General features: G+C 64.9%; 22 protein-coding genes and 1 tRNA gene. 10 read left to right on the forward strand and 13 right to left on the reverse strand.

What is annotated here, in order from left to right; translation table 11 throughout:
- Nucleotides 1–88: 88 nt before the first annotated feature.
- Complete coding sequence (locus AC59GX_RS02780; protein ID WP_426281066.1) at nt 89–1,636, forward strand: cation:proton antiporter; 1,548 nt, start codon at nt 89–91, stop codon at nt 1,634–1,636.
- 83 nt (nt 1,637–1,719) lie between these two features.
- Nucleotides 1,720–3,219, forward strand: a complete 1,500-nt coding sequence (gene zwf / locus AC59GX_RS02785; RefSeq protein ID WP_426281065.1) for a glucose-6-phosphate dehydrogenase — start codon at nt 1,720–1,722, stop codon at nt 3,217–3,219.
- Between the two features lie 117 nt (nt 3,220–3,336).
- Here the strand turns inward: zwf and AC59GX_RS02790 are convergent, their stop codons facing one another.
- The 3 genes from AC59GX_RS02790 to AC59GX_RS02800 all read right to left on the reverse strand — a co-directional run bounded on the left by AC59GX_RS02790 (nt 3,337) and on the right by AC59GX_RS02800 (nt 6,353).
- Nucleotides 3,337–3,624: a hypothetical protein gene (locus AC59GX_RS02790; RefSeq protein ID WP_056047554.1), complete on the reverse strand. Its 288-nt coding sequence runs from the start codon at nt 3,622–3,624 to the stop codon at nt 3,337–3,339.
- A 28-nt stretch (nt 3,625–3,652) separates the two neighbouring features.
- Nucleotides 3,653–3,883, reverse strand: coding sequence for a hypothetical protein (locus AC59GX_RS02795; RefSeq protein ID WP_426281063.1), 231 nt, complete (start codon nt 3,881–3,883; stop codon nt 3,653–3,655).
- A gap of 88 nt (nt 3,884–3,971) precedes the next feature.
- Entirely contained in the window at nt 3,972–6,353 is a 2,382-nt protein-coding gene (locus AC59GX_RS02800; RefSeq protein WP_497300767.1) for a hypothetical protein, read from the reverse strand.
- Between the two features lie 132 nt (nt 6,354–6,485).
- On the opposite strand from AC59GX_RS02800, the gene AC59GX_RS02805 reads away from it, so the two are divergent.
- From AC59GX_RS02805 to AC59GX_RS02825, 5 genes are all read left to right on the forward strand, one after another.
- Nucleotides 6,486–7,757, forward strand: a complete 1,272-nt coding sequence (locus AC59GX_RS02805) for a Xaa-Pro dipeptidase (RefSeq protein ID WP_497300768.1) — start codon at nt 6,486–6,488, stop codon at nt 7,755–7,757.
- Nucleotides 7,758–8,041: 284 nt separating this feature from the next.
- Nucleotides 8,042–9,445, forward strand: a complete 1,404-nt coding sequence (locus tag AC59GX_RS02810) for a hypothetical protein (protein ID WP_497300769.1) — start codon at nt 8,042–8,044, stop codon at nt 9,443–9,445.
- 95 nt (nt 9,446–9,540) lie between these two features.
- Nucleotides 9,541–10,056: a DUF2975 domain-containing protein gene (locus AC59GX_RS02815; RefSeq protein WP_426281059.1), complete on the forward strand. Its 516-nt coding sequence runs from the start codon at nt 9,541–9,543 to the stop codon at nt 10,054–10,056.
- Entirely contained in the window at nt 10,056–10,274 is a 219-nt protein-coding gene (locus tag AC59GX_RS02820; protein WP_426281058.1) for a helix-turn-helix domain-containing protein, read from the forward strand. The genes AC59GX_RS02815 and AC59GX_RS02820 overlap by 1 nt, the downstream gene beginning before the upstream one ends.
- A gap of 29 nt (nt 10,275–10,303) precedes the next feature.
- On the forward strand, nt 10,304–11,122 hold the full coding sequence (locus AC59GX_RS02825) for a hypothetical protein (protein WP_426281057.1): 819 nt from the start codon (nt 10,304–10,306) through the stop codon (nt 11,120–11,122).
- Nucleotides 11,123–11,394: 272 nt separating this feature from the next.
- On the opposite strand, the gene rplL is transcribed toward AC59GX_RS02825, so the two are convergent.
- From rplL to AC59GX_RS02860, 7 genes are all read right to left on the reverse strand, one after another.
- Nucleotides 11,395–11,769, reverse strand: a complete 375-nt coding sequence (gene rplL / locus AC59GX_RS02830) for a 50S ribosomal protein L7/L12 (RefSeq protein ID WP_056047577.1) — start codon at nt 11,767–11,769, stop codon at nt 11,395–11,397.
- A 64-nt stretch (nt 11,770–11,833) separates the two neighbouring features.
- Nucleotides 11,834–12,349: a 50S ribosomal protein L10 gene (gene rplJ / locus AC59GX_RS02835; RefSeq protein ID WP_055879768.1), complete on the reverse strand. Its 516-nt coding sequence runs from the start codon at nt 12,347–12,349 to the stop codon at nt 11,834–11,836.
- A 278-nt stretch (nt 12,350–12,627) separates the two neighbouring features.
- Complete coding sequence (locus AC59GX_RS02840; RefSeq protein ID WP_426281056.1) at nt 12,628–12,984, reverse strand: GFA family protein; 357 nt, start codon at nt 12,982–12,984, stop codon at nt 12,628–12,630.
- Between the two features lie 331 nt (nt 12,985–13,315).
- Nucleotides 13,316–14,008 carry a 50S ribosomal protein L1 gene (gene rplA, locus AC59GX_RS02845; RefSeq protein WP_056047582.1) on the reverse strand — a complete coding sequence of 231 codons (693 nt, stop codon included), beginning with the start codon at nt 14,006–14,008 and terminating at the stop codon, nt 13,316–13,318.
- A 4-nt stretch (nt 14,009–14,012) separates the two neighbouring features.
- Nucleotides 14,013–14,444: a 50S ribosomal protein L11 gene (gene rplK / locus AC59GX_RS02850; protein WP_056047586.1), complete on the reverse strand. Its 432-nt coding sequence runs from the start codon at nt 14,442–14,444 to the stop codon at nt 14,013–14,015.
- A 164-nt stretch (nt 14,445–14,608) separates the two neighbouring features.
- The gene (locus AC59GX_RS02855) at nt 14,609–14,890 is read right to left on the reverse strand and encodes a hypothetical protein (RefSeq protein ID WP_497300771.1); all 282 of its coding nucleotides are present in this window, start codon (nt 14,888–14,890) and stop codon (nt 14,609–14,611) included.
- Nucleotides 14,883–16,124, reverse strand: coding sequence for an EAL domain-containing protein (locus tag AC59GX_RS02860; protein ID WP_497300772.1), 1,242 nt, complete (start codon nt 16,122–16,124; stop codon nt 14,883–14,885). Before AC59GX_RS02860 ends, AC59GX_RS02855 begins: the two co-directional genes overlap by 8 nt.
- Before the next feature lie 562 nt (nt 16,125–16,686).
- On the opposite strand from AC59GX_RS02860, the gene AC59GX_RS02865 reads away from it, so the two are divergent.
- The 3 genes from AC59GX_RS02865 to AC59GX_RS02875 are packed head-to-tail and all read left to right on the forward strand — an operon-like array spanning nt 16,687 to nt 19,215.
- Nucleotides 16,687–17,451 carry a hypothetical protein gene (locus AC59GX_RS02865; protein WP_426281117.1) on the forward strand — a complete coding sequence of 255 codons (765 nt, stop codon included), beginning with the start codon at nt 16,687–16,689 and terminating at the stop codon, nt 17,449–17,451.
- A 1-nt stretch (nt 17,452) separates the two neighbouring features.
- The gene (locus AC59GX_RS02870) at nt 17,453–18,610 is read left to right on the forward strand and encodes a M48 family metallopeptidase (RefSeq protein ID WP_497300773.1); all 1,158 of its coding nucleotides are present in this window, start codon (nt 17,453–17,455) and stop codon (nt 18,608–18,610) included.
- A gap of 11 nt (nt 18,611–18,621) precedes the next feature.
- Entirely contained in the window at nt 18,622–19,215 is a 594-nt protein-coding gene (locus AC59GX_RS02875; RefSeq protein ID WP_426281052.1) for a hypothetical protein, read from the forward strand.
- Nucleotides 19,216–19,476: 261 nt separating this feature from the next.
- On the opposite strand, the gene nusG is transcribed toward AC59GX_RS02875, so the two are convergent.
- The 3 genes from nusG to AC59GX_RS02890 all read right to left on the reverse strand — a co-directional run bounded on the left by nusG (nt 19,477) and on the right by AC59GX_RS02890 (nt 20,841).
- The gene (gene nusG, locus AC59GX_RS02880; protein ID WP_055872668.1) at nt 19,477–20,013 is read right to left on the reverse strand and encodes a transcription termination/antitermination protein NusG; all 537 of its coding nucleotides are present in this window, start codon (nt 20,011–20,013) and stop codon (nt 19,477–19,479) included.
- 13 nt (nt 20,014–20,026) lie between these two features.
- Nucleotides 20,027–20,224, reverse strand: coding sequence for a preprotein translocase subunit SecE (gene secE, locus AC59GX_RS02885; RefSeq protein WP_056486886.1), 198 nt, complete (start codon nt 20,222–20,224; stop codon nt 20,027–20,029).
- Between the two features lie 540 nt (nt 20,225–20,764).
- Nucleotides 20,765–20,841, reverse strand: a tRNA-Trp gene (locus AC59GX_RS02890).
- Between the last annotated feature and the right edge of the window lie 41 nt (nt 20,842–20,882).

Below are 20,882 nucleotides of genomic sequence, written 5' to 3' on the forward strand. Positions count from 1 at the left end.
GGCCACTCCGTGCGACATGCACGGGGTGGTTTTTTTTGGCCTGCGCGATGCGGCGGGCCCGTCCTCTCCTCCCACCCGTTGCGTGCCCGTGGAATTATTCGAAAGTCTCGACGTCATCCTGCTCGCCGCGCTGGTCCTGCTGGTCCTCGCGCGCAAGTTGAACGTGCCGTACCCCACTTTGCTGGCGGTGGCCGGGATCGCCTTTGCCGCGTTGCCGTTCGCGCCGAAGATCACGGTCGAGCCGCATCTGGCGCTGGCCTTGTTCATAGCACCCGCGCTCCTCCACGCCGCATACCACACTAGCCCACGCGCGTTGCGGCGACACTGGTTCCCACTGCTGAGCCTCGCCGTGTTCGCCGTACTCGTCACCGCCGCGGCGGTTGCATTGGTCGGCGTGACGCTCGGCGGACTGCCGCTTGCCGCCGCGTTCGCGCTGGGCGCGATCGTCGCACCGCCCGATGCCGCCGCTTCGGAAGCGGTGTTGGGCGAAGTCGGCATTCCGCGCCGCGGCCTGTTGTTGCTGCAGGGCGAGAGCCTGCTCAACGACGCCACGGCGTTGCTGTTGTTCGGGCTCGCGGTGGCGTTCGCGACGCATTCCGACACGCCGGTGACGCCGCTCGCGCTCGCCGCCGGGGTGCCCGGTGGGATCGTGTTCGGCGCCATGGCCTCGTGGCTTTACCTCCGCGTCGCGCCCTTGTTCGCAGGCACGCTGGGGGCCAGCCTTGCCGATTTCGCCGTGACCTTCGGGATATGGCTGTTGGCCGAACGGCTGCATATTTCGCCCGTGCTCGCGGTCGTCACATTTGGGATGATCGTGTCGCAGCGCCGCCCGATCGGCCAGCCCGCGCGCGATCGGTTGCAGGGGGCGGCGGTATGGTCGGCGGCGGTCCTCGTCCTCAACATCATCGCGTTCGCGCTGATGGGGCTGCAGTCGCGCGACGTGCTGGTCGGCCTGCCCGCCGCCGAGCGCTGGCCTGCGATCGGGTTCGCCGCCGCGGTGCTGGCGACCGTGCTCGTTACCCGTATCGCGTGGGTGTTCTTCGTACGGTTCGTCGAGGGCGTAATCGCCAATCGCTACGCACCGTCCTGGCTGCCCAAGCCGCCCCCGTGGAATGCGTCGATCATCCTGTCCTGGTCAGGTATGCGAGGCCTGCTGACGCTCGCGACCGCGTTCGCGCTGCCACGATCGGTACCGGGCCGCGACCTGATCGTTCTCGCCGCGTTCGGCGTCGTGATCGGCACGCTGGTGCTGCAAGGGCTTACGCTCGGCCCCTTAATCCGCCGTCTCGATCTCGGCGAGGATACCGGGTTGGCCGACGAGATCGCCCCCGCGCGCAAGCGACTGATCGACGCAGGCCTCGCGGTACTGCCAGCACGCGAGGGCGCGGCGGCGGATGCGTTGCGGTTCCGCTACGGCGCGGCGGGCAAGGTCACCGCGGAGGCGGATGATCCGCAGGCGACCTCGGAATTCGACGAACTCCATCTCGAGATGATCGCCTGCCAGCGCGTCGTGCTCCACGAGATGCGTAATAAGGGCGAGGTGGCCGAGGACGTGTATCGCCGCTTGCAGGAGGAACTCGATTGGGCGGAGGTCGACGCGCGCGCATTCGGGGACAACATCCTCACCGCTACCTGAGGGCGTGCGGGGAACATCGGCACACGCTATGCGGTTTGAAGGAACCACCGCAGAAAGGGTCGATGCATGTCCGAGGCGAATTCGTGAGCAAGTCCGTGAAGCCCGCACCGCCGACGACGCTCGTGATCTTCGGCGCCTTTGGTGACCTGACCCGCCGCTTGCTGATGCCGGCATTGATCAACATGACCCGGCTCGGGCTGGTCGGGAATGATTTCCATGTGCTCGGCGTCGGCATCGACGAAGGAAACGACCAGTCGTTGCGCGAGGCGCTTGGCACTTTCGATGCGAAGGGCGGCGAGGGCGATGGCGAGAAGGGCGACGCCTGGGCGCGGCTCAAGGACCGAGTCGGCTATCTCCAGGGCGATTTCACCAAGGATGACGTCTTCGAGCAACTCAAGGCCCGGGTGAACGGCAACGTCGCGTTCTACTTCGCGGTGCCGGCGAAGTTCTTCGGCACGATCGTCGACAAGCTCGCCGACCACGGCCTGATGGCAGAGACGCCGCATGGCTTCCGCCGGATCGCGATCGAAAAGCCGTTCGGCCACGACCTCGCCTCGGCCCGCGATCTCAACGCACGCATCCTGGCTCGCGTGTCCGAGGCGCAAATCTACCGGATCGACCATTTCCTCGGCAAGGAAACCGTCCAGAACATCATGACCGCGCGGTTCGCGAACATGATGATCGAGCGCGTCTGGAATTCGGATTGCATTGCGCACGTCCAGATTACCGCCGCCGAGACGGTCGACGTCGGCACGCGCGGCAAATTCTACGACGGCACCGGGGCGCTGCGCGATATGGTCCCCAACCACCTGTTCCAGCTGCTCGCGATGGTCGCGATGGAGCCGCCCGCGAGCTTCGATGCCGAGGCGATCCGCAACGAAAAGGGCAAGGTGCTCAAAGCCGTCCGCGTCTATTCGCCCGGCAAGGCGAAGCGCAACGGCGTCCGCGGCCAGTACACCGCGGGGAAAGTGAAGGGGGTGGATGTCCCCGCCTACACCGCCTCGCCCGACGTCGCGCCGGACAGCCGGACCGAAACCTACGTCGCGCTGAAGCTGATGGTCGACACGTGGCGCTGGGCGGGGGTGCCGTTCTACCTGCGCACCGGCAAGGCGATGACGTGTCGCGACACCGAGATCGCGATCACCTTTAAGCCGGTCCCGTTCGCGTCGTTCCCCGGTGCCGCCGCCGACATGCTGCCGCCCAACCGCCTGATCATCCAGATCCAGCCCGACGAGGGCCTGAGCATGGACATCAACATCAAACGCCCCGGCCTTGAAGTGGCGACCGCGCCGATCGCGCTCGATTTCCGGTATGCCGATGAATTCGATATCGGTCACCTGACCGGGTATGAGTCGCTGATCTACGACCTGTTCGTCGGTGACCAGACGCTGTTCCAACGGGCGGATGCGATCGAGGCGGGCTGGGCTGCGGTGCAACCGTTCCTCGACCTGTGGGCGCATGACGCCGGCATGCCCGAGCCGTACGAGGCGGGCACGCTAGGCCCAGCGGCTGCGGACGCGCTACTCGCGCACGACGACCACACGTGGCACGAACTCGCGCCGGCAGGCCAAACCGTCCCCTGACTTTCACCCCTCCCTGAAAGGGAGGGGCAGGGGGGTGGGTCGGCTGCTTGGAAAAGACGACGTCCGCCAACAGGCCGACCCACCCCCAACCCCTCCCTTTCAGGGAGGGGAGCGGGGTCAAACCCGCTCGGTAAGCTCGATCTCGCCCTCGACCTCCATCTCGTCCTCGTCGCCCATCTCGTCCATGTCGGGCATCGTGAAGTCCGCCTTCCAGTCATAGACCTTCTCGACTCCGCCCTGCACCCAGACACGCACCGCGCCCGACGTGATCTCGCCGCCCATCGCGCCGACGAAATCCGCGACCAGCGAATCCGCCGCATCCTCGTGATCGGTTGCGCCGGGGATAGTCGCGGCGGTCATTTCTTCATCGAGTTCGATGATCTGCGCCCAATATTGCTTCGCCATGTGATGCTCCTGCGTAGATGAAAGGCCGTCAGCCGACAGTGATGATAGGGTGATCCTCGCGCAGCCGGTCCGCCAGCCGCTCGACCGCGTCGACTTCGCTCGCGCTGCCCGACGGGGTCACCGCCCAGTTGCAATGCGCGTGCGTCGCGAGGCTGTAGACCTTCACGTCGCCGACGATCAGCCGCCACCGCCGCCGGTCACCGCTATTGTACCGGACGAGGTTGGTGACGAACAGGCTCTGGAGATCCGATGCGGTCATCCGCGCCCCATAGCGACAATCGCCCGCCCGCCGCCACCGCAAACCGGCCAGCGATGGTCACGACTGGGCGCGCGACAACCGGCGAACGCTACGAACCGACCGCGATCGACGCCGTCACGCCCGGATCGTCTCGCAGCCGCAGGAACAGCGTTCCGCCGACCGGCTTCGGCACCGCGAGCGAAGCCCCGGTGAACCCGTCCGGCACGCGAACCGCGTTGGCAAACCCAGCATTCGCCGCGATCGACTCGATCAGGAACAGGTCGGTCCCGGTCAGCGTACAGGTCTCCTTGCACGCGACCTCAGCCAATGCCGGCGTCCGCACCAGCGTCGTGAGCGGCACCCAATCCCCCGCAATGCCGCCTTGCACCAGTCGCCATTTGAGCGGCCCATGCGCGGAAACCCCGAGCGCCTTGCCCGGCTCCACCGACACTACAGCGATCCGATCGTCCTGCACCGTCAGCCCGCGCCCCGACGTGACACTGGTCGTCATCGCGCCATCCGCCGTCGCGATCTCGACACTGTCGCTCGCAGAAAATCGTGTGCCCTCCGCACGCAGCGAGAACGTCAGGCGGGCATCCTGCGCGATCGCCGTATCACCGGCCAGCACGACCGGCAGGCCAGGGGAGGGGGGCGTCACCAGACTCTTGGCGATCAGCGTCCCCTTCGGCCGCGCTGCCGCGACGGTGAACTTCACCGACCGCTTCCGTCCATCGGTCAGTGTCACGAGCGCCGTCTTCGCCTGGCCAGCAGCGAACGTCGGCACCGTACCCGCCGCCAGTGCCAGCCGATCCGCCTTGTCCGCCCGCACGACGTCACCCGGCTTGAACGCGACCCCGTCGATCGTCATCGACGCCACCAGATCGAGCCGCGTCCCACTCAACGTCCCAGACGCATCACCGGCATACAGCGTCAGACCATCGATCCGCCCTGCCTCTGCGAGCGCGGTCAACGCGATCTTGTCCGGCGCCTCGATCCCGTATTGCTTCACGAGCAGTGACAATTTCCCCGGCGCGGCCTTGGCCAACGGCAAGGTCAGCCCGATGCGCTCGCCGGTCGACGTCCACGCGAGCGGCACGTCGCCCGCAGCACCGACCAATGTCACCGACTCCACGCAACTTGGCGTCGGCCCCGCCAGCGAGACCGCATTGTCACGCCCGACCACGAGACTCTCGGGATCGGTATCGACCATCTGCCACCCACCGGCGCGCGGCACCTGCAACCGAAACCGCGGTCCATCGAACGGCGTGAAGCCCCAGCGCCCATGCAACGTCGCATCGGTCACGCTGCTCAACCCCGCGGTCTGCATCCCGACCTGGTCGAGCACATAGCCGCCACGCTCCGCATCCGCCTGCACCGGCAGCTCGACCACGCCCCCCTGCGGAGTCGTCACCCGCAAGCTCATATCGTGCGCGAACTTGGTGGCATAGATCAGCGGCGCCCCCTCGACCGGCAGCACCAGATCGGGCTTGGCGGCACACACCAGCCGGTCGGCCTCCGCGCGCCGCATCGTCGGCGTCTGCGGCGCACCGGTCTCGATCACCGGCATCGCCACGACCATCACCGACTTGGGGCTGGCGAACGACGGCGCCGCATTCAGCAACAGCGCCAGCCGATCGTCGTGTGCCCGCGCCAGTGCCGGAATATACCGGAACTGCGTCGTCTGGAACGCGCCGAAGATCTTCGCCAGATCGCGGACCACGCCGATATACGGGCTGTAATAGCCAAGCCCGCCCTCGGGCGTCGCGCTCAGTTGCAGCGCCAGATCGGTCGGCGCCCCCACCAGAGTATCCGCCAGCGTCGAACTCTGCCCATCCGCCAGCACCAGCGAATCGCGGCTTTGCGTCAGGCAGGAGGCTTGCAGGTCCGCCGCGAGATCGAGGCATTCCGCCTTCAGCTTGATCGCCAGGCTCCGCGACAACAATGGCGAGACCGCCTCGATCCGCTCCGGCCGCGTCCGCTCCAGCGCATGTATCCCATCCAGAAACGCATCGAGCCGCGCCCGATCAAGCGACGCCTGATCCAGATCCTGCACCGCGCGCACGAACGCCCCGGGCTGCTTGCGCACCGCCGACACGACAGCATCGAACCCGCCGCTTTCGGGCACCAGGAACACCACCAGTTGCCGCGCGCCGTCCGGTACCGTCAACGCCAGCGTGTTCTTCTTCGCCTTCCACGTCTCGGCCTTGAAGAACCACGACTTCGGTGGCGGCTCGGTCGCATCGCGCAGGAATGCCGCAACCAGCAGATAGCGCGCGCCGTCGTCCTTCTTGCCGACGGCCAGGTCCGCCGCGATCGACACGCGGTCGCCGGTTGCGAGTCTCGGCACCTGCGCGATCGGCAACGTCGTCGTCCCATGCGTCACGCCGACGCGCAGGCTGGGCCCGGTCAGGTCGAACGGTGCCGGATCGGCGCCCGCAGCCAAGGGCACCAGCGCAGCAGCCAGCGCGCAGAACGGAAGAAATCGAAGCATCATCACAGGCGATCTCGTCGTCGGAAGCATCACAGATGGCCTGTACCGGTGTCGATAATAGGGCAAGACGCGGCACTTGCCCGATCGCCCGCGGTACCGCACACAGCGCGTAACACGGGGAAGGGGACCTACATGATCGCGCGCATTCTCATCGCGACGCTACTCGCGACGACCGCCGCCAATGCCGATGCGAAGACGGTCGTCGTTACCGCAGCGCACATGATCGACGTCCTTGCCGGCAAGCGCGTCGACAATCCGCAGGTGACGATCGTCGACGGCCGTATCGCCGCGGTCGGACGCAAAGGCGATGCCGTGCCCGCCGGTGCCGAACGCGTCGATCTGGGCGAGCGGACGCTGCTCCCCGGCCTGATCGACATGCACGTCCATCTGACCAGCGACCCGACGCTCAGCGGCTATCGGCAGCTCGAGTTCACCGACAATTTCTGGACCGTCGTCGGCGTGGCGAACGCCCGGAAGACGCTCGATGCGGGCTTCACCACCGTCCGCAACGTCGGTTCGGCCAATTACGACGACGTCGCGCTGAAGCAGGGTATCGAGCGCGGCTATGTCCCCGGCCCCCGCATCGTCCCCGCTACCTACGCGCTCGGCGCAACCGGCGGCCACTGCGACGCGACCGAATTCCCGCCCTCGATCCAGGTCCCGCACCCACAGATCGCCAACACGCCCGACGAATTTCGCGGCGCGGTGCGGACGATCCGCAAATACGGTGCCGAGGTGGTCAAGGTCTGCATGACTGGCGGCGTCCTCTCGAAGACCGACGCCGTCGGCGCGCAGCAAATCAGCCTCGCCGAGATAAAGGCGATCGTCGAGGAAGCGCATATGCTCGGCATGAAGGTCGCGGTCCACGCGCACGGCAGCGAAGGCATCAACGACGCACTGCGCGCGGGCGTCGACACGATCGAACACGCCAGCCTCGCCGACGCCGAATCGTTCAAGTTGGCCAAGGCGAGCGGGGCGTGGTTCGACATGGATATCTACGACGACGACTATATCCTTGCCGAGGGCGCCAAGAACGGCGTCTTCCCCGAGAGCCTGGAGAAGGAACGCCAGGTCGGCCTCAAGCAGCGCCAGACCTTCCGCGCCGCGCACGCCGCCGGGGTGAAGATGCTGTTCGGCACCGACGGCGGCGTCTACCCCAACGGCAACAACGCGCTCCAGTTCGCCAAGATGGTCGAATGGGGCATGACGCCGATGGAGGCGATCCAGGCCGCCACCTCCAGCGCCGCGATCGCGTTGGCGAGGACGGCAGACGTCGGTGCGATCCAGCCGGGCCGGTTCGGCGATCTCGTCGCGGTCGACGGCGATCCGCTCGCCGACGTCCGCCAGTTGGAACACCCCGCCTTCGTGATGAAGGGCGGCGCAGTGGTCGTCGCACCCAAGTAAGCCAGCCTCCTGATCCTCCCCCGCAAGGGGGAGGTGGCTGGCCCTTGCCAGACGGAGGGGGAGGTAAGGGAAGCGCCCTGCTCCGCGTCCGCTCTTTCCGATACCTGCGGCAACACTCTCCACTGGCAAGGCGGAGTGCAGTCCACCGACGCCCAGCCGCTCATACGCCACCAACGTTTCACCGCTACCCAGAAGCAACTCGTCGCATCACGGGTTGCCGTCGGGTCACGTTCAGCCTCCCCCGCCCACAACGCCGCGACGACCGCGCGCAGGGGATTTCGACGATGACGACCGACCGCGGGGCGCTGGCCGCCCTGCTCGCCACCATGACCGTCCTGGCCGCCACAGCGACCCCGGCGGCCGCGCAAACCGAGCCGGCCGCACCCGTGCGTGGCTTGGAGCGCCTCCAGACCCCCGGCACGCAGGCGAACCCCGACGCCACCGCGATTCCGGTGCCCGCCGCACCGACGATCGTCCTGCCGAACACCACGCCCGCTCCACGTCGTACTACCCGCTCGACCGCTGCGGCAAAGCCAGCCACCGATCGTGCGACCACGCAACGTGCAGGCGTCGAGCGCACGACGACCGATGCACCCACGCGCGAACGCGCAACCACCCGGACTGCGCCGGAGCCCACGGCCCGACCACGCGCCTCGGACGACGAGCCGACGCGTCCGTCGACATCGGTCGAACCGGCGCCCGTCGCCACGCCCACGCCCGAGCCCGCTCTCCAATCGTCGCCACCGCAGACCCCGACCACCGAAGTGGTGCCGCAGCCCACCGCGTCGGTGCCAGCAACGACGCCGGCCCCAACCCCGGAATCCACGCTCTCGACGCCGGAAAAGGGCAGCGCGATGCCCCTGTGGCTTTCGCTGACGGCGATTGTCGTGGTTCTCGGAGCGCTGTGGGCGCTCCGCCGCAAGCCGCGCAGCCACCGGCACGAGAGTGCCGAACCCGAAGCCTATGTCGAGCCGACTCCGCCGCCCGTTGCGGCGAAGCCGGTTGTCGCCCAGCCTATTGCCCCCCAGCCAGTCGCCCTCAGGCCGGTCGTCTCCGAACCGGCCGAAAGCCCAGCGGCCGTCACCCCTGCCACGGCATCTGCGGTCGCACCGGTGGCTGCCGTCCCAACGGCCGCGCCCAAATTCCTCGAGCCCAAGGGCAAGGTGCCGCCTACGCCGCCAGTCGCCGCGCGTGCCCGGCTGACCTGCGAACTGCGCCCGTTGCGCGCCGGTCTCAACCTGCTCAGCGCCACCGTCGAGTGCGAACTCGTCGTGACCAATACGGGCACCGCATCGGCCGAAGCGATCCGCACCGGCGTCGCGTTGCTCACCGCGAACGCCGATCAGGATCAGGACCTTGCGCAGTTCAACGCGGCGCCCGTCGTGCGGCCCGTCGCCCCGCCGTTCGCGCTGGCGCCGGGCGAAACGCGGACGATCCGTACCGTGACGGCGATCGCGCGAGAGGCGATCCGCACGATGACCGCGGCCAACCGGCCGATGTTCGTGCCCGTCGTCGCGACCAACATCGTGTACGTGACGGCTAACGACGAGGCGCAGTTCGCTCGCGCGTGGGTGGTAGGCGTAGAACGCGTCGACTCCCCCAAGCTCGCGCCGTTCTGGCTCGACGCCCCCGCCCGCATGTACAGCACGGTCGCGGCCCGGCCGCACGCGGCGATCTTCGAACGCTGACCGGTTGCCGTCACGACCCGAGCAAGGGCTGACGCGACACGATTGACGTTTATCGATAAACGATACATATTGTTTATCGATAAACGGAGGTCGGCATGCAGGATCGTGTTCTCGTCGTCGCGAGCGGACTGGTACGGTTCGCGAACTGGCTGAACTGGATTGTCGCGTTTGGGTTCATGATCGCGATCATCGCTTCGTTCGTCTTCAGTGACGCGCTCACCGCCCAGATCGCCGCCAAATATCACGGCCGCTATGTCGGCGAGACCATTGCGTTGCTGCGGCTCACAGGCGTCCTCGGCCTCCTCGCGTGCGTAGCGGTGTATCACCTGTTCATCCCTTTGCTGGCAATCCTCGCGACGGTGCGGGCCGGCGACCCGTTCGTCGTCGCCAACGCCGATCGTCTCCAACGGATCGGCTGGGCGCTGTTCGCGATCCAGCTGCTCGATCTCGCTTTTGGCGGGGTCGTGCTCGCGCTCGACCGGCTCGGTGTCGATCACGCAACATGGGTGCCTGGCTTCACCGGCTGGATCGGGGTCGTGATGTTGTTCGTGCTCGCCCGGGTGTTCCGCGTCGGCGCCCGCATGCGCGACGATCTGGCGATGACCGTCTGATGCCCGTCATCGTCACGCTCGACGGCATGCTTGCGGCACGCGGCATGACGCTGACCGAGCTTTCGCAGGCGGTCGACATCACGATGGCGAACCTGTCGATCCTCAAGACCGGCAAGGCCAAGGCGATCCGCTTCTCGACGCTGGAGGCGATCTGCACAGCGCTCGACTGCCAGCCGGGCGACATCCTGAGTTTCACGTCAGAGGGGGAAACGGCATGAGCGATCGTACGGAAAGACGCGGAGTGGGCATGCGGATCATCGACGCTGTCTCCGGCATGGCGCGCGCCGTCGTGGAGACGTATCGGCTCGGTGGACGCGCGGTGAGGGCGGTACCGCTCGTCCTGGCGATCGCGGTGGTGCCGGAATTCCTGCAGCATATCGCGGAGATTCACCTCGGCATGTTCGTATCGATCGAACAGTTTCGTGCACTCGGCAACGATCCGCTGCGCTGGGGCTTCGGCTATGTGAAGGTGGCGGGGTTCGTCATCGCGATTCTCGCGGTCGCGCGGTTCTGGTCGGTCGGGTCCGTCCGCCGGACGCTGCAGGTTCCGCCGATGACCATTGTTCGCGTCGTGGCGGGCATGATCGTGGGATTGGCGGCTGCATGGCCGTTCATGTGGCTCGGCAAACAAGGACTATCGCCGGCGATCAACGTGCCGCTGCAGATCGTTTCCACGGTCATCCAAGGCGGGTTCTGGATTTACGTCGTCGGCGCGTTGATCGAGGATCCTGGGGTGACGCCGAGGCGGGCGATGACGTCGCTGTTACCCGCTGGAATTGTCCTCAGCGTATTGGCGGCGACAGCGTTCGGTCCGGCTCAGGCGTTGCACATGGCCAACCACAAGCTCGCTATGGGGCAGCCATCGGCAATCGTGTGGGCTTTGATGGCGTTCGATGCGCTGTGGGTCGGGCTGTTCGCAGCGCTGGTCGGATCGGCGGTATTCGTCGGGGTGAAGACCGGGCTGACGTGGAAGGGGTGGACCGTGCATCCGCGCGATCTGGATGCGGCGGTGGAGCGGGCGGAGCGGGCGGACGACGCACGACGCTTCAAAATCGAACCTGCCTGACCGCCGATTTTCCCCACCCCGGCGGAGGCCGGGGCCCAAGTGAAACGTCCGTCGTGAGGGGCGCCGTTCCCAGTGTAGCTCCGGCCTTCCCGGGGACGTGGAACCTTCGCGGTGCACAACGAAAAAGGGCGACCCCATTGCTGGGGCCGCCCTTTTTCTTAGCTGCGGCCGGCAGGGGCAAAGCCCCTGCCTCGTCGGTCGGCATAAATGCCGCCGGCCGGCCTTGCTGGAGTGCGATTTAGGCTACGCTAAATCGTCTCTCCAGCTGCGGCTTACTTAACCTCAACCGTGGCGCCAGCTGCTTCGAGCTGAGCCTTGATCTTGGCTGCCTCGTCCTTCGACACGCCTTCCTTGACGGCCTTGGGAGCCGACTCGACCAGCGTCTTGGCTTCGGTCAGGCCGAGCGCGGTGATCGCACGGACTTCCTTGATGACGTTGATCTTCTTGCCACCGTCGCCGGTCAGGATGACGTCGAATTCGGTCTGCTCTTCTGCTGCAGGAGCAGCGGCGCCGCCGCCTGCTGCCGGTGCTGCAACCGCTGCTGCGGCCGAAACGCCCCACTTCTCTTCGAGCAGCTTCGAAAGCTCAGCTGCTTCGAGAACGGTCAGTTCGCTCAGGCTCTCAACGAGCGCGTTCAGGTCTGCCATGATAAATCTCCATCTCGGGGCATCGGCCCCATCAGTTCAAAAAGGTAACGAAAGGCCTGCAAGATCAGGCGGCTTCCTTCTCCGCGTAGGCGGAAAGCACGCGCGCGAGCTGCGCTGCCGGAGCCTGCGTGATCGTTGCCAGCTTCGTGGCGGGTGCCACGATGAGGCCAACGATCTTGGCACGCAGTTCGTCCAGCGAGGGCAGCGTTGCGAGCGCCTTCACACCGTCGACGTCGAGGGTCGTCGCGCCCATCGCCCCACCCACGATTTCGAACTTGTCGTTCGTCTTCGCGAATTCCACGACCACCTTGGCGGCCGCGACGGGATCGATGGAGCTGGCCAGACCGACCGGACCCGTGAGCATATCGCCCAGCGAGCTGTAGTCGGTGCCGTCCATTGCGATCTTGGCAAGCTTGTTCTTCGAGACCTTGTAGGTCGCGCCGGCGTCACGCATCTTGTTCCGCAGCACAGTGGACTGTGCGACGGTCAGGCCGAGGTTGCGCGTGACAACGACGACGCCGACCTCGGAAAAGGTGCGGTTCAGCTCGGCTACGGCCGCGGTCTTTTGATCACGATCCATGCCATTCTCCACGTTTTACGAGTTCACCGCTTGCGCAGTGGACCCGGTTACTAACCGGAGGCGCAGACAAACCCGCGCTTCCGGGGTGTCTCGTCGATGGGGCATGGGAGAGGGGCGGCACGCAGATGGGCCGACAAAATCTCATTCCCCGTCTAGGTGGGAGATTAAGCACCGGCAAACCCGCTGCACCCACTGTCTCGGACGGAGTTCGACGAGCAAGCCCGCCGAACGAAGCCGCGCCTTAGCGGAATTGGCGGGGGAGTCAATCGCGGAGAGGGTCAGGCGTCGAGGTATAGCCCGGTATCCGCGCCATCGAGCCGGCGTATGCGGGCCGCCGCGAGGATGTCGGGCGGCATCAGGCGGGCGTTGATGCCGATCCGGTCGATCGCAGGGTCGACTTTCGTCCAGTGCGTTACGCATCCGCATTCGCCGCACCGATGGAAGCGCAATGTCTTGGCACCCCAACTGTAGATGTCGATCGGAACGGATGCCGCCACGCATACTTCGCTGGCCCGGTAATAAGCCCACAGGACTCCATAACGCCGACAGATCGAGCAGTTGCAGTCGGCTACCCATTCAGGCGGTAGGTCGGCGGACAGCGTTACCGCGCCACAGTAGCAGGAAGCTTCAATCATGCGTCATGACGTGGACCATAATGGCGCGCCGTTCACGTATTTTCCCACGACTCCGTCATCCTGACGAAAGTCAGGATCCAGAGCCAGAGGGGCGACGTCCGTAACCGTGGATCCTGACTTTCGTCAGGATGACGGAGTCGTGGGTAGGATGATCTTCGCCGAACGACCGGTATCGTCAACACGCAAAAAGGGCCGGGATCGCTCCCGGCCCTTCTCAACTATCAGCGGCGGGACGGGAGTAAATCCCGTCCTCGTCGGTCGCGGTGTAACCGCGCCGGCCGGCCTGTCGCCGTCTCGGGATTAGCTCGCGCTAATCCCGTGCGGCTCGGGCTTACGCGCCAGCAACCTCGGTCGTGTCGACCTTGATGCCTGCACCCATGGTCGACGAGATCGCGACCTTCTGGACGTACTTGCCCTTGGCGCCGGTCGGCTTGGCCTTGACCACTGCGTCGACCAGTGCGTCGAAGTTCGCGCGCAGGTCTTCCGCCGGGAACGACGCCTTGCCGATGCCCGAATGGATGATGCCGGCCTTCTCGACGCGGTATTCGATCTGGCCACCCTTGGCAGCCTGAACGGCGGCGGCGACGTTCATCGTCACCGTGCCGAGCTTCGGGTTCGGCATCAGGCCCTTCGGACCCAGCACCTTACCGAGGCGACCGACGATGCCCATCATGTCCGGGGTCGCGATGCAGCGATCGAAATCGATCGTGCCACCCTGGATGATTTCCATCAGGTCTTCGGCGCCGACCACGTCTGCGCCTGCTGCGAGAGCTTCTTCAGCCTTCGCGCCGCGGGCGAACACGCCGACGCGGACGGTCTTGCCGGTGCCCTTGGGCAGCGTCACCACGCCGCGGACCATCTGGTCTGCGTGACGCGGATCGACGCCCAGGTTCAGCGCGACTTCGATCGTCTCGTCGAACTTCGACGTGGCGCCCGACCGTGCGAGACCGATGGCCTCGTCGATGCCGTGCAGCTTGACGAGGTCGACCGTGACGGCCTTCTGCTTCTTGCTCAGCTTAGCCATGATCTCAGCCCTCCACCACTTCGAGGCCCATTGCGCGGGCGCTGCCTTCGATGATCTTCGTCGCAGCGTCGATATCGTTGGCGTTGAGGTCCTTCATCTTCGTCGTGGCGATCTCGCTCAGCTGGCTGCGCTTGATCGTGCCGGCGACGACCTTGCCCGGCTCCTTCGAACCCGACTTGAGACCAGCGGCCTCCTTGATCAGGTACGATGCTGGCGGGGTCTTGGTCTCGAACGAGAACGAGCGATCCGCATAGACCGTGATGACGGTCGGGATCGGCATGCCCTTCTTCAGTTCGCTCGTGCCGGCGTTGAACGCCTTGCAGAACTCCATGATGTTCACGCCGCGCTGACCCAGCGCAGGCCCGATCGGCGGCGCGGGCTTTGCCTCGCCTGCAGGCACCTGCAGCTTGATGTATCCGGTAATCTTTTTAGCCATGTCACTCTCTTTATGTGAGCCTAGCGGTGATGGCGGCCGTCTCGCGACAGCCTCCCGCAAATTCCATCAATGAAGGTGGAAGCCGGCGCGCATAGCCGAAAACGCGGGGCGCGGCAACCGGCGCGTTCGCGTCGTCGCGCGGAGGCTGCGCGATCGACCGCGGTTTATTCGAAGACGTCGACCGGCCAGGCGATCTGCTTGGCTGCGGCGTAACAGGCCGACCGCGTGGCGTATCCATCGGAATAGCTGATCAGCCCGCCAGCCTCGTGAAACAACAACCAGGCCCAGGCACCTGCAAGCACGAGGGGTGGCGAAAGGTCGAGCCCCTCGACCTCACGGAGTTCGAGCCGCATCGAGGGCCGCTCACCTTCGACCGGGTTCGTGGCGACGGGCTCAGCCTCGTCGAGCGTCCGGCCTATAAAGCGGCCGAACCTGTTGTCAGGCACCATGATGGGGTACGATCGATTCAATCGGCACGGGTTTCCCCCAGTAAAAGCCTTGTCCGCAGTCGGCACCAAGCGATTTCGCCAGGACGAGATCGTCGGCGGTCTCGATGCCCTCGATCACCGTTCCGATCGACCGGCTTCGGCAATAATCGATGATTTCCTTCAGCAGCGACGGCGGGAACTCGCCCTTCCGGCACTTCTGGAAGATCTTCCGGTCGATCTTGACCTCGGACACCGGGAGGTCGGAAATGCGATCGAAGTTGGTCGCGCCCTTGCCGAAATCGTCGAGCGAGATGGGTATTCCCATCGTTCCAAGCTCCCGCATGTTTTCCAGCAGGCGACCGTCGAGTCCTGAATAACTGATCTCGGTGAGTTCGATCCCGAGCATGCCGGGGGCGACATGATGGCGTCGCAACAGGATCGGCATCGCGGCGAGGAAATCCGGATGCGCGAGCACGGCGGCGCTGCAGTTCACCGCGATAGGCACTGGCCTGCCCTCGGCCTCCAGCGCCGCGAGCAGGCGGGCAGCCGCTTCCACCGCAAGCGACGTCGCGGCGACCTCCAGCGAGAGGATCGTCGACGGTGCGAAGATGTGCTCGGGGTTGAGTGACGGCCGATTGCGCAACCGCGTGAGTGTTTCGTAGCCGGCGATGATGTCGTCGTGCAGGCTGCGTTTCTCATGGAATTCATGCGTGAGATTGGGCAGCAACCGGCCCTGCTGGATCAGCCACGACAGGAAATGACGGTCGCCGGTGTCGCCGTCATGCGGTTGCCGGGCGATATGGGCCAGGCGGTCGACAATGTCCTGCGCGCTATAGGGCGCGTCGAGCCAGTCGACGTGATCGATCCCGGACTGCTCCGCCAGGGCAATCGCATCCCGGAAATGCACGCTGGGCCGCAACAGCGTCAGTGTCCCGGAAAACTGTTCTTTGTCCAACAAGGCGATAAACGCGTGACGATTGCCGATCGAGGCATCGGGGTTGATCACGATGAGGTCTGGTTGAAACGCCAGCCCGGCGCGTTCTTCGCTGGCCAAGCCGATCCACGCGGTTTTGTGGCCCATCTCTTCGAGTTCACGACGAACGCCGTTGGCGGCTGCATTCTCAAGGTCGAGGAACAAGATACGATGACCGGCTTCGTTTGACTCCGGGGACGGGCGAGCCGTCGCAATCCCTAAACGCAAGTGATCGCCATGCTCGAGCGATTTCTTTAAGGCCGTGGTCGTCAGAGGCATCAGTCATTTCCTGTAGGCGGATCGCTGAATACGGTTGCATGCGTGTCGAGCTGGTCATGGGGTACATAGAGTTTACCGATAACGCCGGACGTCATATTCGTTTGGCGTATTGGTAACTACGCAACGTCTTGTACGCGGATGTCCTACAAATGTTAGCGCAATATAACTAGTTATGGTTAACCAAACGTAAAATAAATGCGGTATCGTTTCGGGTGTAGGAGGTGTGCAGGTCAACCCGATGATAATGAACAAATCTATGCCAGTTCGACCAATAGTTATTGCGCCTCGCGAGTGAAATATATTTTGATTCGCCGAATGATATTGCGGCGCAAGTAAAGGTATCGATCCGGTATTCTTCTTCGACGCGACATATATGGCTGGTAGGCGAACATTTTTATCCGCCCGAGTAAGCAGGTCGAGCCGGCCATGATGCACAGAGCAAGAGTTCGGCCCTTGGAGGTCGGAAAGCACTCGTTTTGAACCAAATAATTCTCGGACGATGAGCTGCTCCGGCTCTAATATGCCCTGAATCGGATGGGGGCATCCGGGAACAGGGGTGGGTATGATCATTTTGTGCCGTGCGACGCTGGTCGCGCTAATGCTCGCGGTTTCGGCGATCGCGCCGGCGTATGCGCAGGAGAAGACTGGGCTGAAGCCTGGTTTCGTCCTGGCGCCCGGTACCGCGCGGATCGTGTTGATGCGGCCATCGATCCGGGTCGGTGCGCAGTCGACCGGCGGGATGTACGAGCCGAACGCCGACTGGACGGATCAGGCGAAGGAGAACATCGCCACCGCGCTCGCCAAGGCGCAGACCGGGCTCGGCAACAGCGTCGTCGGCTATGTCGAGCCGGTCGGTGCGGGTTCGGCGAAGGTCGCGGAATATCAGGAATTGTTCGGGGCGGTCGCGTCGTCGGTGATCGAGTATCAGTTCTTCAAGGGCAACCGCCTGCCGACCAAGAAGCGCAAGGACCAGTTCGAATGGGGGCTCGGCCCCGATGTCCGCACGCTGCCTGGGCTCGATAAAGCGGACTATGCGCTGTTCATCACGACGGAGGATCATTTCGGTTCGACTGGGCGGAAGGTGCTGCAGGTCTTCGCGGCGATGGCACGCGTTCCGATCACCGCGGGCGTCCACAAGGGCTTTGCCGGGCTTGTCGATCTACGTACCGGCGAACTGGTCTGGCTGAACGCCGATATGCAGATGGGCGGCGACGTCCGTGACGCGGAGGGCGCGGACAAGCGCGTGCGGCAGTTGCTGGAGGGGTTCCCAGGGAAACCGATCGATGCTCCGATCGCCGCCGCGCCCGTCATAGCTGCGGCGCACTGACATGCGGATCCCTATGGTCGGCCTTCTGCTCGCAAGCGCGATCGGTACGTCTGCGCTCGCCGCCGACAAGCGCCCGCCGCTTCCGACCTATACCCAGGCCTATACCCCGACGACGGTCGACGAGCGCGGGATATGGATGGAGGCGGACGAACGCGAGCGGGTGCAGCGTGACTCCCGGTTGCTAATCAAGGACCCGGCGCTCAACGCCTATGTCCGCGGCGTGCTGTGCCGGACCGTCGGCGAGGACCGGTGTCGATCGGTCCGGCTCTATATCGACGAGGTGCCGGCGTTCAACGCGTACATGACGCCCAACGGCGCAATGGTCGTCTGGACCGGACTGTTGCTTCGTGTCCGGAGCGAAGCCGAGCTGGGGGCGATCCTCGGCCACGAGTTCGGTCATTTCGAGCTCCGGCATTCGCTCAAGGACTTCAAGAGCCACCGCACCGGCACCGACGTCATGGCGTGGGCGTCGATCCTCATCCGCAACAGCGCCAACATCCAATACTCCGTGGTGGGCCAGATGTACGCCTTCAGCCGCGACCAGGAACGCGAGGCCGACATGACGGGCTTCCAGTATCTCGCACGTTCGCAATACCCGTCGTCGGCCGCCGCGGACGTCTGGGAGCACGTCATGGGCGAGGCCGATGCGACCGCCATCGGTCGCAGGGGCAGGGCGCAACACAAATACGTTGTGGGCGTCTTCGCCACGCATCCGACCGATCTCGCGCGTGCAACGTATCTCCGCGCCGCGTCGATCGAGGCGCATGACGTCAAGCCCGCGGTCGTCGACACGCATCAGGCGGCGATGGCCAAATGGCTGCCGGTCTTCCTCAACGACCAGATCAAGCTCAACGATTTCGGCGGCAGCGAGTATCTGCTCGCCAATCTGGCGGACGGCACCGGATGGTCGACACCGTTGCTGTGCGCGCGCGGCGACCTGTACCGCGAGCGCGGCAATCCGCGCGATCTCGTCAGCGCCGCGCAATTCTACCAAGAGGCGATCGGCAAGGGTGACGCGCCGCCCGAGGCGTATCGCGGCCTCGGGCTGGCGTTGCTCCGCGGCCAGCAGGTTGCCGAAGGCCAGGCCGCGCTCGCGACGTATCTCCGCCTCAAGCCGGCCGCGACCGACGCCGCGCTCATCGCCACGCTGATCTCGTAAGGAGGACGACCATGTCCAGGAAACTCGCCCTGCTTGCCGCAGTCGCAATGCTCTCGCTCGCAGCGCCCGTCGCGGCCGGCAACAAGCTCATCCCAGCCGGCCAGCGCATCGCCGTCGCCAAGTCGGCGATGACGGTGCAGCCGGGCACGGAATGGAACAAGCTGTCCGAGCGCCCCGGTCGCAACGCCGAAACCTGGACGCAGGACGGTGACGAACTGAACGATCTCAGCTTCTATGGTGGCATCGAGTCCGGCAGGCCGCTGTTTCGCGAAGTCGACAAGAAGAACAAGCCGTTGCCGAAGGTCTCTGCAACGATGCTGATCACCGACATCCCGGTGTTGCTCGAGAACAGCTACCGCATCGCGCGCGACGCATCGTCGATGGCGATCGACACGATCGCGCCGATCGAGTTCGCCGGCAACAAGGGCGTACGTTTCACCTACACCTTCTCGAAACAGAACGAGACGCTGCAGCGGCGTGGCGAAGCACGCGGTGCGGTGGTTGGCGGGAAGCTGTATCTGGTGACGTACGAGGCGCCAAGTTTGTACTACTACGACCGTAGCGCGGCGGCGGCTCGGGCGGTAGTGGATAGCGTGCGGTTTTGAGGCGCGCGAGCTGTTTGCAGTTGCCCCGACCGGACATAGGCACGGTCTAGGGCGATCACTACGCCTGCCTTGTTCTCCCGCGAAGGCGGGAGCCCAGTCTGGATCCCCGCCTTCGCGGGCAAACAAGCCTTTCGTATCGCACGCGTTAGCCGCTGACGCGACGCGGGAGTAAATCCCGCGTCGTCGGCCGGGCCGTTGGCCCGCCGGCCGGGCTGGCGCCGTCTCGCAATTAGCCCTTGGCTAATCGCGTGCGGCTTGGCCTTACTTGCTGCGCTCGACCTGCTCGAATTCCAACTCAACAGGCGTCGCACGCCCGAAGATCGACACCGAAACCTTGACGCGGCTGCGGTCGAAATCGAGTTCTTCCACCAAACCGTTGAAGGTCGCGAACGGGCCGTCGAGGACCTTGACCTGGTCGCCGATCTCGTAGTCGACCTTGACCTTCTGCTTGGGCGCAGCGGCGGCTTCTTCCTTGCTGTTGAGCATCCGCGTGGCTTCCGCCTCGCTGATCGCCTGCGGCTTGCCCATGCTGCCGAGGAAGCCGGTGACCTTCGGCGTGTTCTTCACGAGGTGATACACGTCGTCGTTCATGTTCAGCTTTGCCAGCACGTAGCCAGGCATGAACTTGCGTTCGACCGCGATCTTCTTGCCGCGACGGGCTTCGGTGGTGGTTTCGGTCGGAACTTCGATCTGCTCGACGAGCTGTTCGAGACCCATCCGGGTCGCCTCGGCCATGATCGAGTCGCGGACCTTGCCCTCGAAGCCCGAATAGGCGTGAATGATGTACCAGCGCGCCATGACGGAACCTTGCTTACTGAGCGAGTTTGAGGAGCAGGGAAACGATCGCTTGCAGGATCGAGTCGACGCCGAAGAAGAAGACCGCGAGGATCGTCGTCATGATCACCACCATCACGCCGGTCATGACCGTCTCGCGACGCGTCGGCCACGTGACCTTCGCGGTCTCGTTGCGGACCTGCTGGATGAATTCGAGTGGGGACGTTTTCGCCACGATGTTCTTCGCACCCGCTTATTGAGAAACTTGGGATGCGAGGCATAGACCCACTAGCCGCTCCCTGTGAAGGGCAGCGGCGGCAGGTCCGTCCTCGCTGTCGGAAGCGCGGCAGATAGCTTCCACCCGTCGTGAAAGCAAGTGCGCGGCAGGAGAGGGGCGGGCGTCGTATCGAAAGCGACACGGCGGTGACCGGGAGAAGTGGCGGGGGAGAGCGCTTGGGTCACTCTATCCCCCGCACGATCGTCTTGCCGGTGCCGGTTTGACCGGCGGCTCCGCTCCCACGGTTTCTATTTATCGTTCGGCTTGACGACGGCGCCCGAGGTGTACGCCGAACGCGGACGAAAAAAAAGGCCGGTACAAGACCGGCCGTGAAAGTTTTTAGGAGAGGATGCCTGAAAGGCCTGATCGTTGTGCATCGCAGCACATCATAGATCAATTGCGAAAATTGCATTATGAAATGCAATTTCTGCAATCGCGATGAGCGTGGGAAAGCGGCGAGCGCAATCGCCGCGATTTTTGCAGGGAATTTAAAGGGGGTGGCAGGAGTGCTCGGATTCGAACCGAGGGCCTTCGGTTTTGGAGACCGACGCTCTAACCAACTGAGCTACACTCCTACACGGACGCGCCCCTTACCCAGCGTTTTCGCGAAGGGCAA

The sequence above is a fragment of the Sphingomonas sp. 320_CC genome (genome assembly GCF_059691795.1).

Coding starts and splice junctions, on each gene's coding strand:
- rplK (WP_056047586.1), bottom strand. CDS start 14,444: ATGGCTAAAAAGATTACCGGATACATCAAGCTGCAGGTGCCTGCAGGC.
- rplL (WP_056047577.1), bottom strand. CDS start 11,769: ATGGCAGACCTGAACGCGCTCGTTGAGAGCCTGAGCGAACTGACCGTT.
- AC59GX_RS02870 (WP_497300773.1), top strand. CDS start 17,453: ATGCGGATCCCTATGGTCGGCCTTCTGCTCGCAAGCGCGATCGGTACG.
- rplA (WP_056047582.1), bottom strand. CDS start 14,008: ATGGCTAAGCTGAGCAAGAAGCAGAAGGCCGTCACGGTCGACCTCGTC.
- AC59GX_RS02810 (WP_497300769.1), top strand. CDS start 8,042: ATGACGACCGACCGCGGGGCGCTGGCCGCCCTGCTCGCCACCATGACC.
- AC59GX_RS02815 (WP_426281059.1), top strand. CDS start 9,541: ATGCAGGATCGTGTTCTCGTCGTCGCGAGCGGACTGGTACGGTTCGCG.
- AC59GX_RS02795 (WP_426281063.1), bottom strand. CDS start 3,883: ATGACCGCATCGGATCTCCAGAGCCTGTTCGTCACCAACCTCGTCCGG.
- rplJ (WP_055879768.1), bottom strand. CDS start 12,349: ATGGATCGTGATCAAAAGACCGCGGCCGTAGCCGAGCTGAACCGCACC.
- nusG (WP_055872668.1), bottom strand. CDS start 20,013: ATGGCGCGCTGGTACATCATTCACGCCTATTCGGGCTTCGAGGGCAAG.
- AC59GX_RS02860 (WP_497300772.1), bottom strand. CDS start 16,124: ATGCCTCTGACGACCACGGCCTTAAAGAAATCGCTCGAGCATGGCGAT.
- AC59GX_RS02805 (WP_497300768.1), top strand. CDS start 6,486: ATGATCGCGCGCATTCTCATCGCGACGCTACTCGCGACGACCGCCGCC.
- AC59GX_RS02790 (WP_056047554.1), bottom strand. CDS start 3,624: ATGGCGAAGCAATATTGGGCGCAGATCATCGAACTCGATGAAGAAATG.
- AC59GX_RS02825 (WP_426281057.1), top strand. CDS start 10,304: ATGCGGATCATCGACGCTGTCTCCGGCATGGCGCGCGCCGTCGTGGAG.
- AC59GX_RS02800 (WP_497300767.1), bottom strand. CDS start 6,353: ATGCTTCGATTTCTTCCGTTCTGCGCGCTGGCTGCTGCGCTGGTGCCC.
- AC59GX_RS02865 (WP_426281117.1), top strand. CDS start 16,687: ATGATCATTTTGTGCCGTGCGACGCTGGTCGCGCTAATGCTCGCGGTT.
- AC59GX_RS02840 (WP_426281056.1), bottom strand. CDS start 12,984: ATGATTGAAGCTTCCTGCTACTGTGGCGCGGTAACGCTGTCCGCCGAC.
- AC59GX_RS02820 (WP_426281058.1), top strand. CDS start 10,056: ATGCCCGTCATCGTCACGCTCGACGGCATGCTTGCGGCACGCGGCATG.
- AC59GX_RS02875 (WP_426281052.1), top strand. CDS start 18,622: ATGTCCAGGAAACTCGCCCTGCTTGCCGCAGTCGCAATGCTCTCGCTC.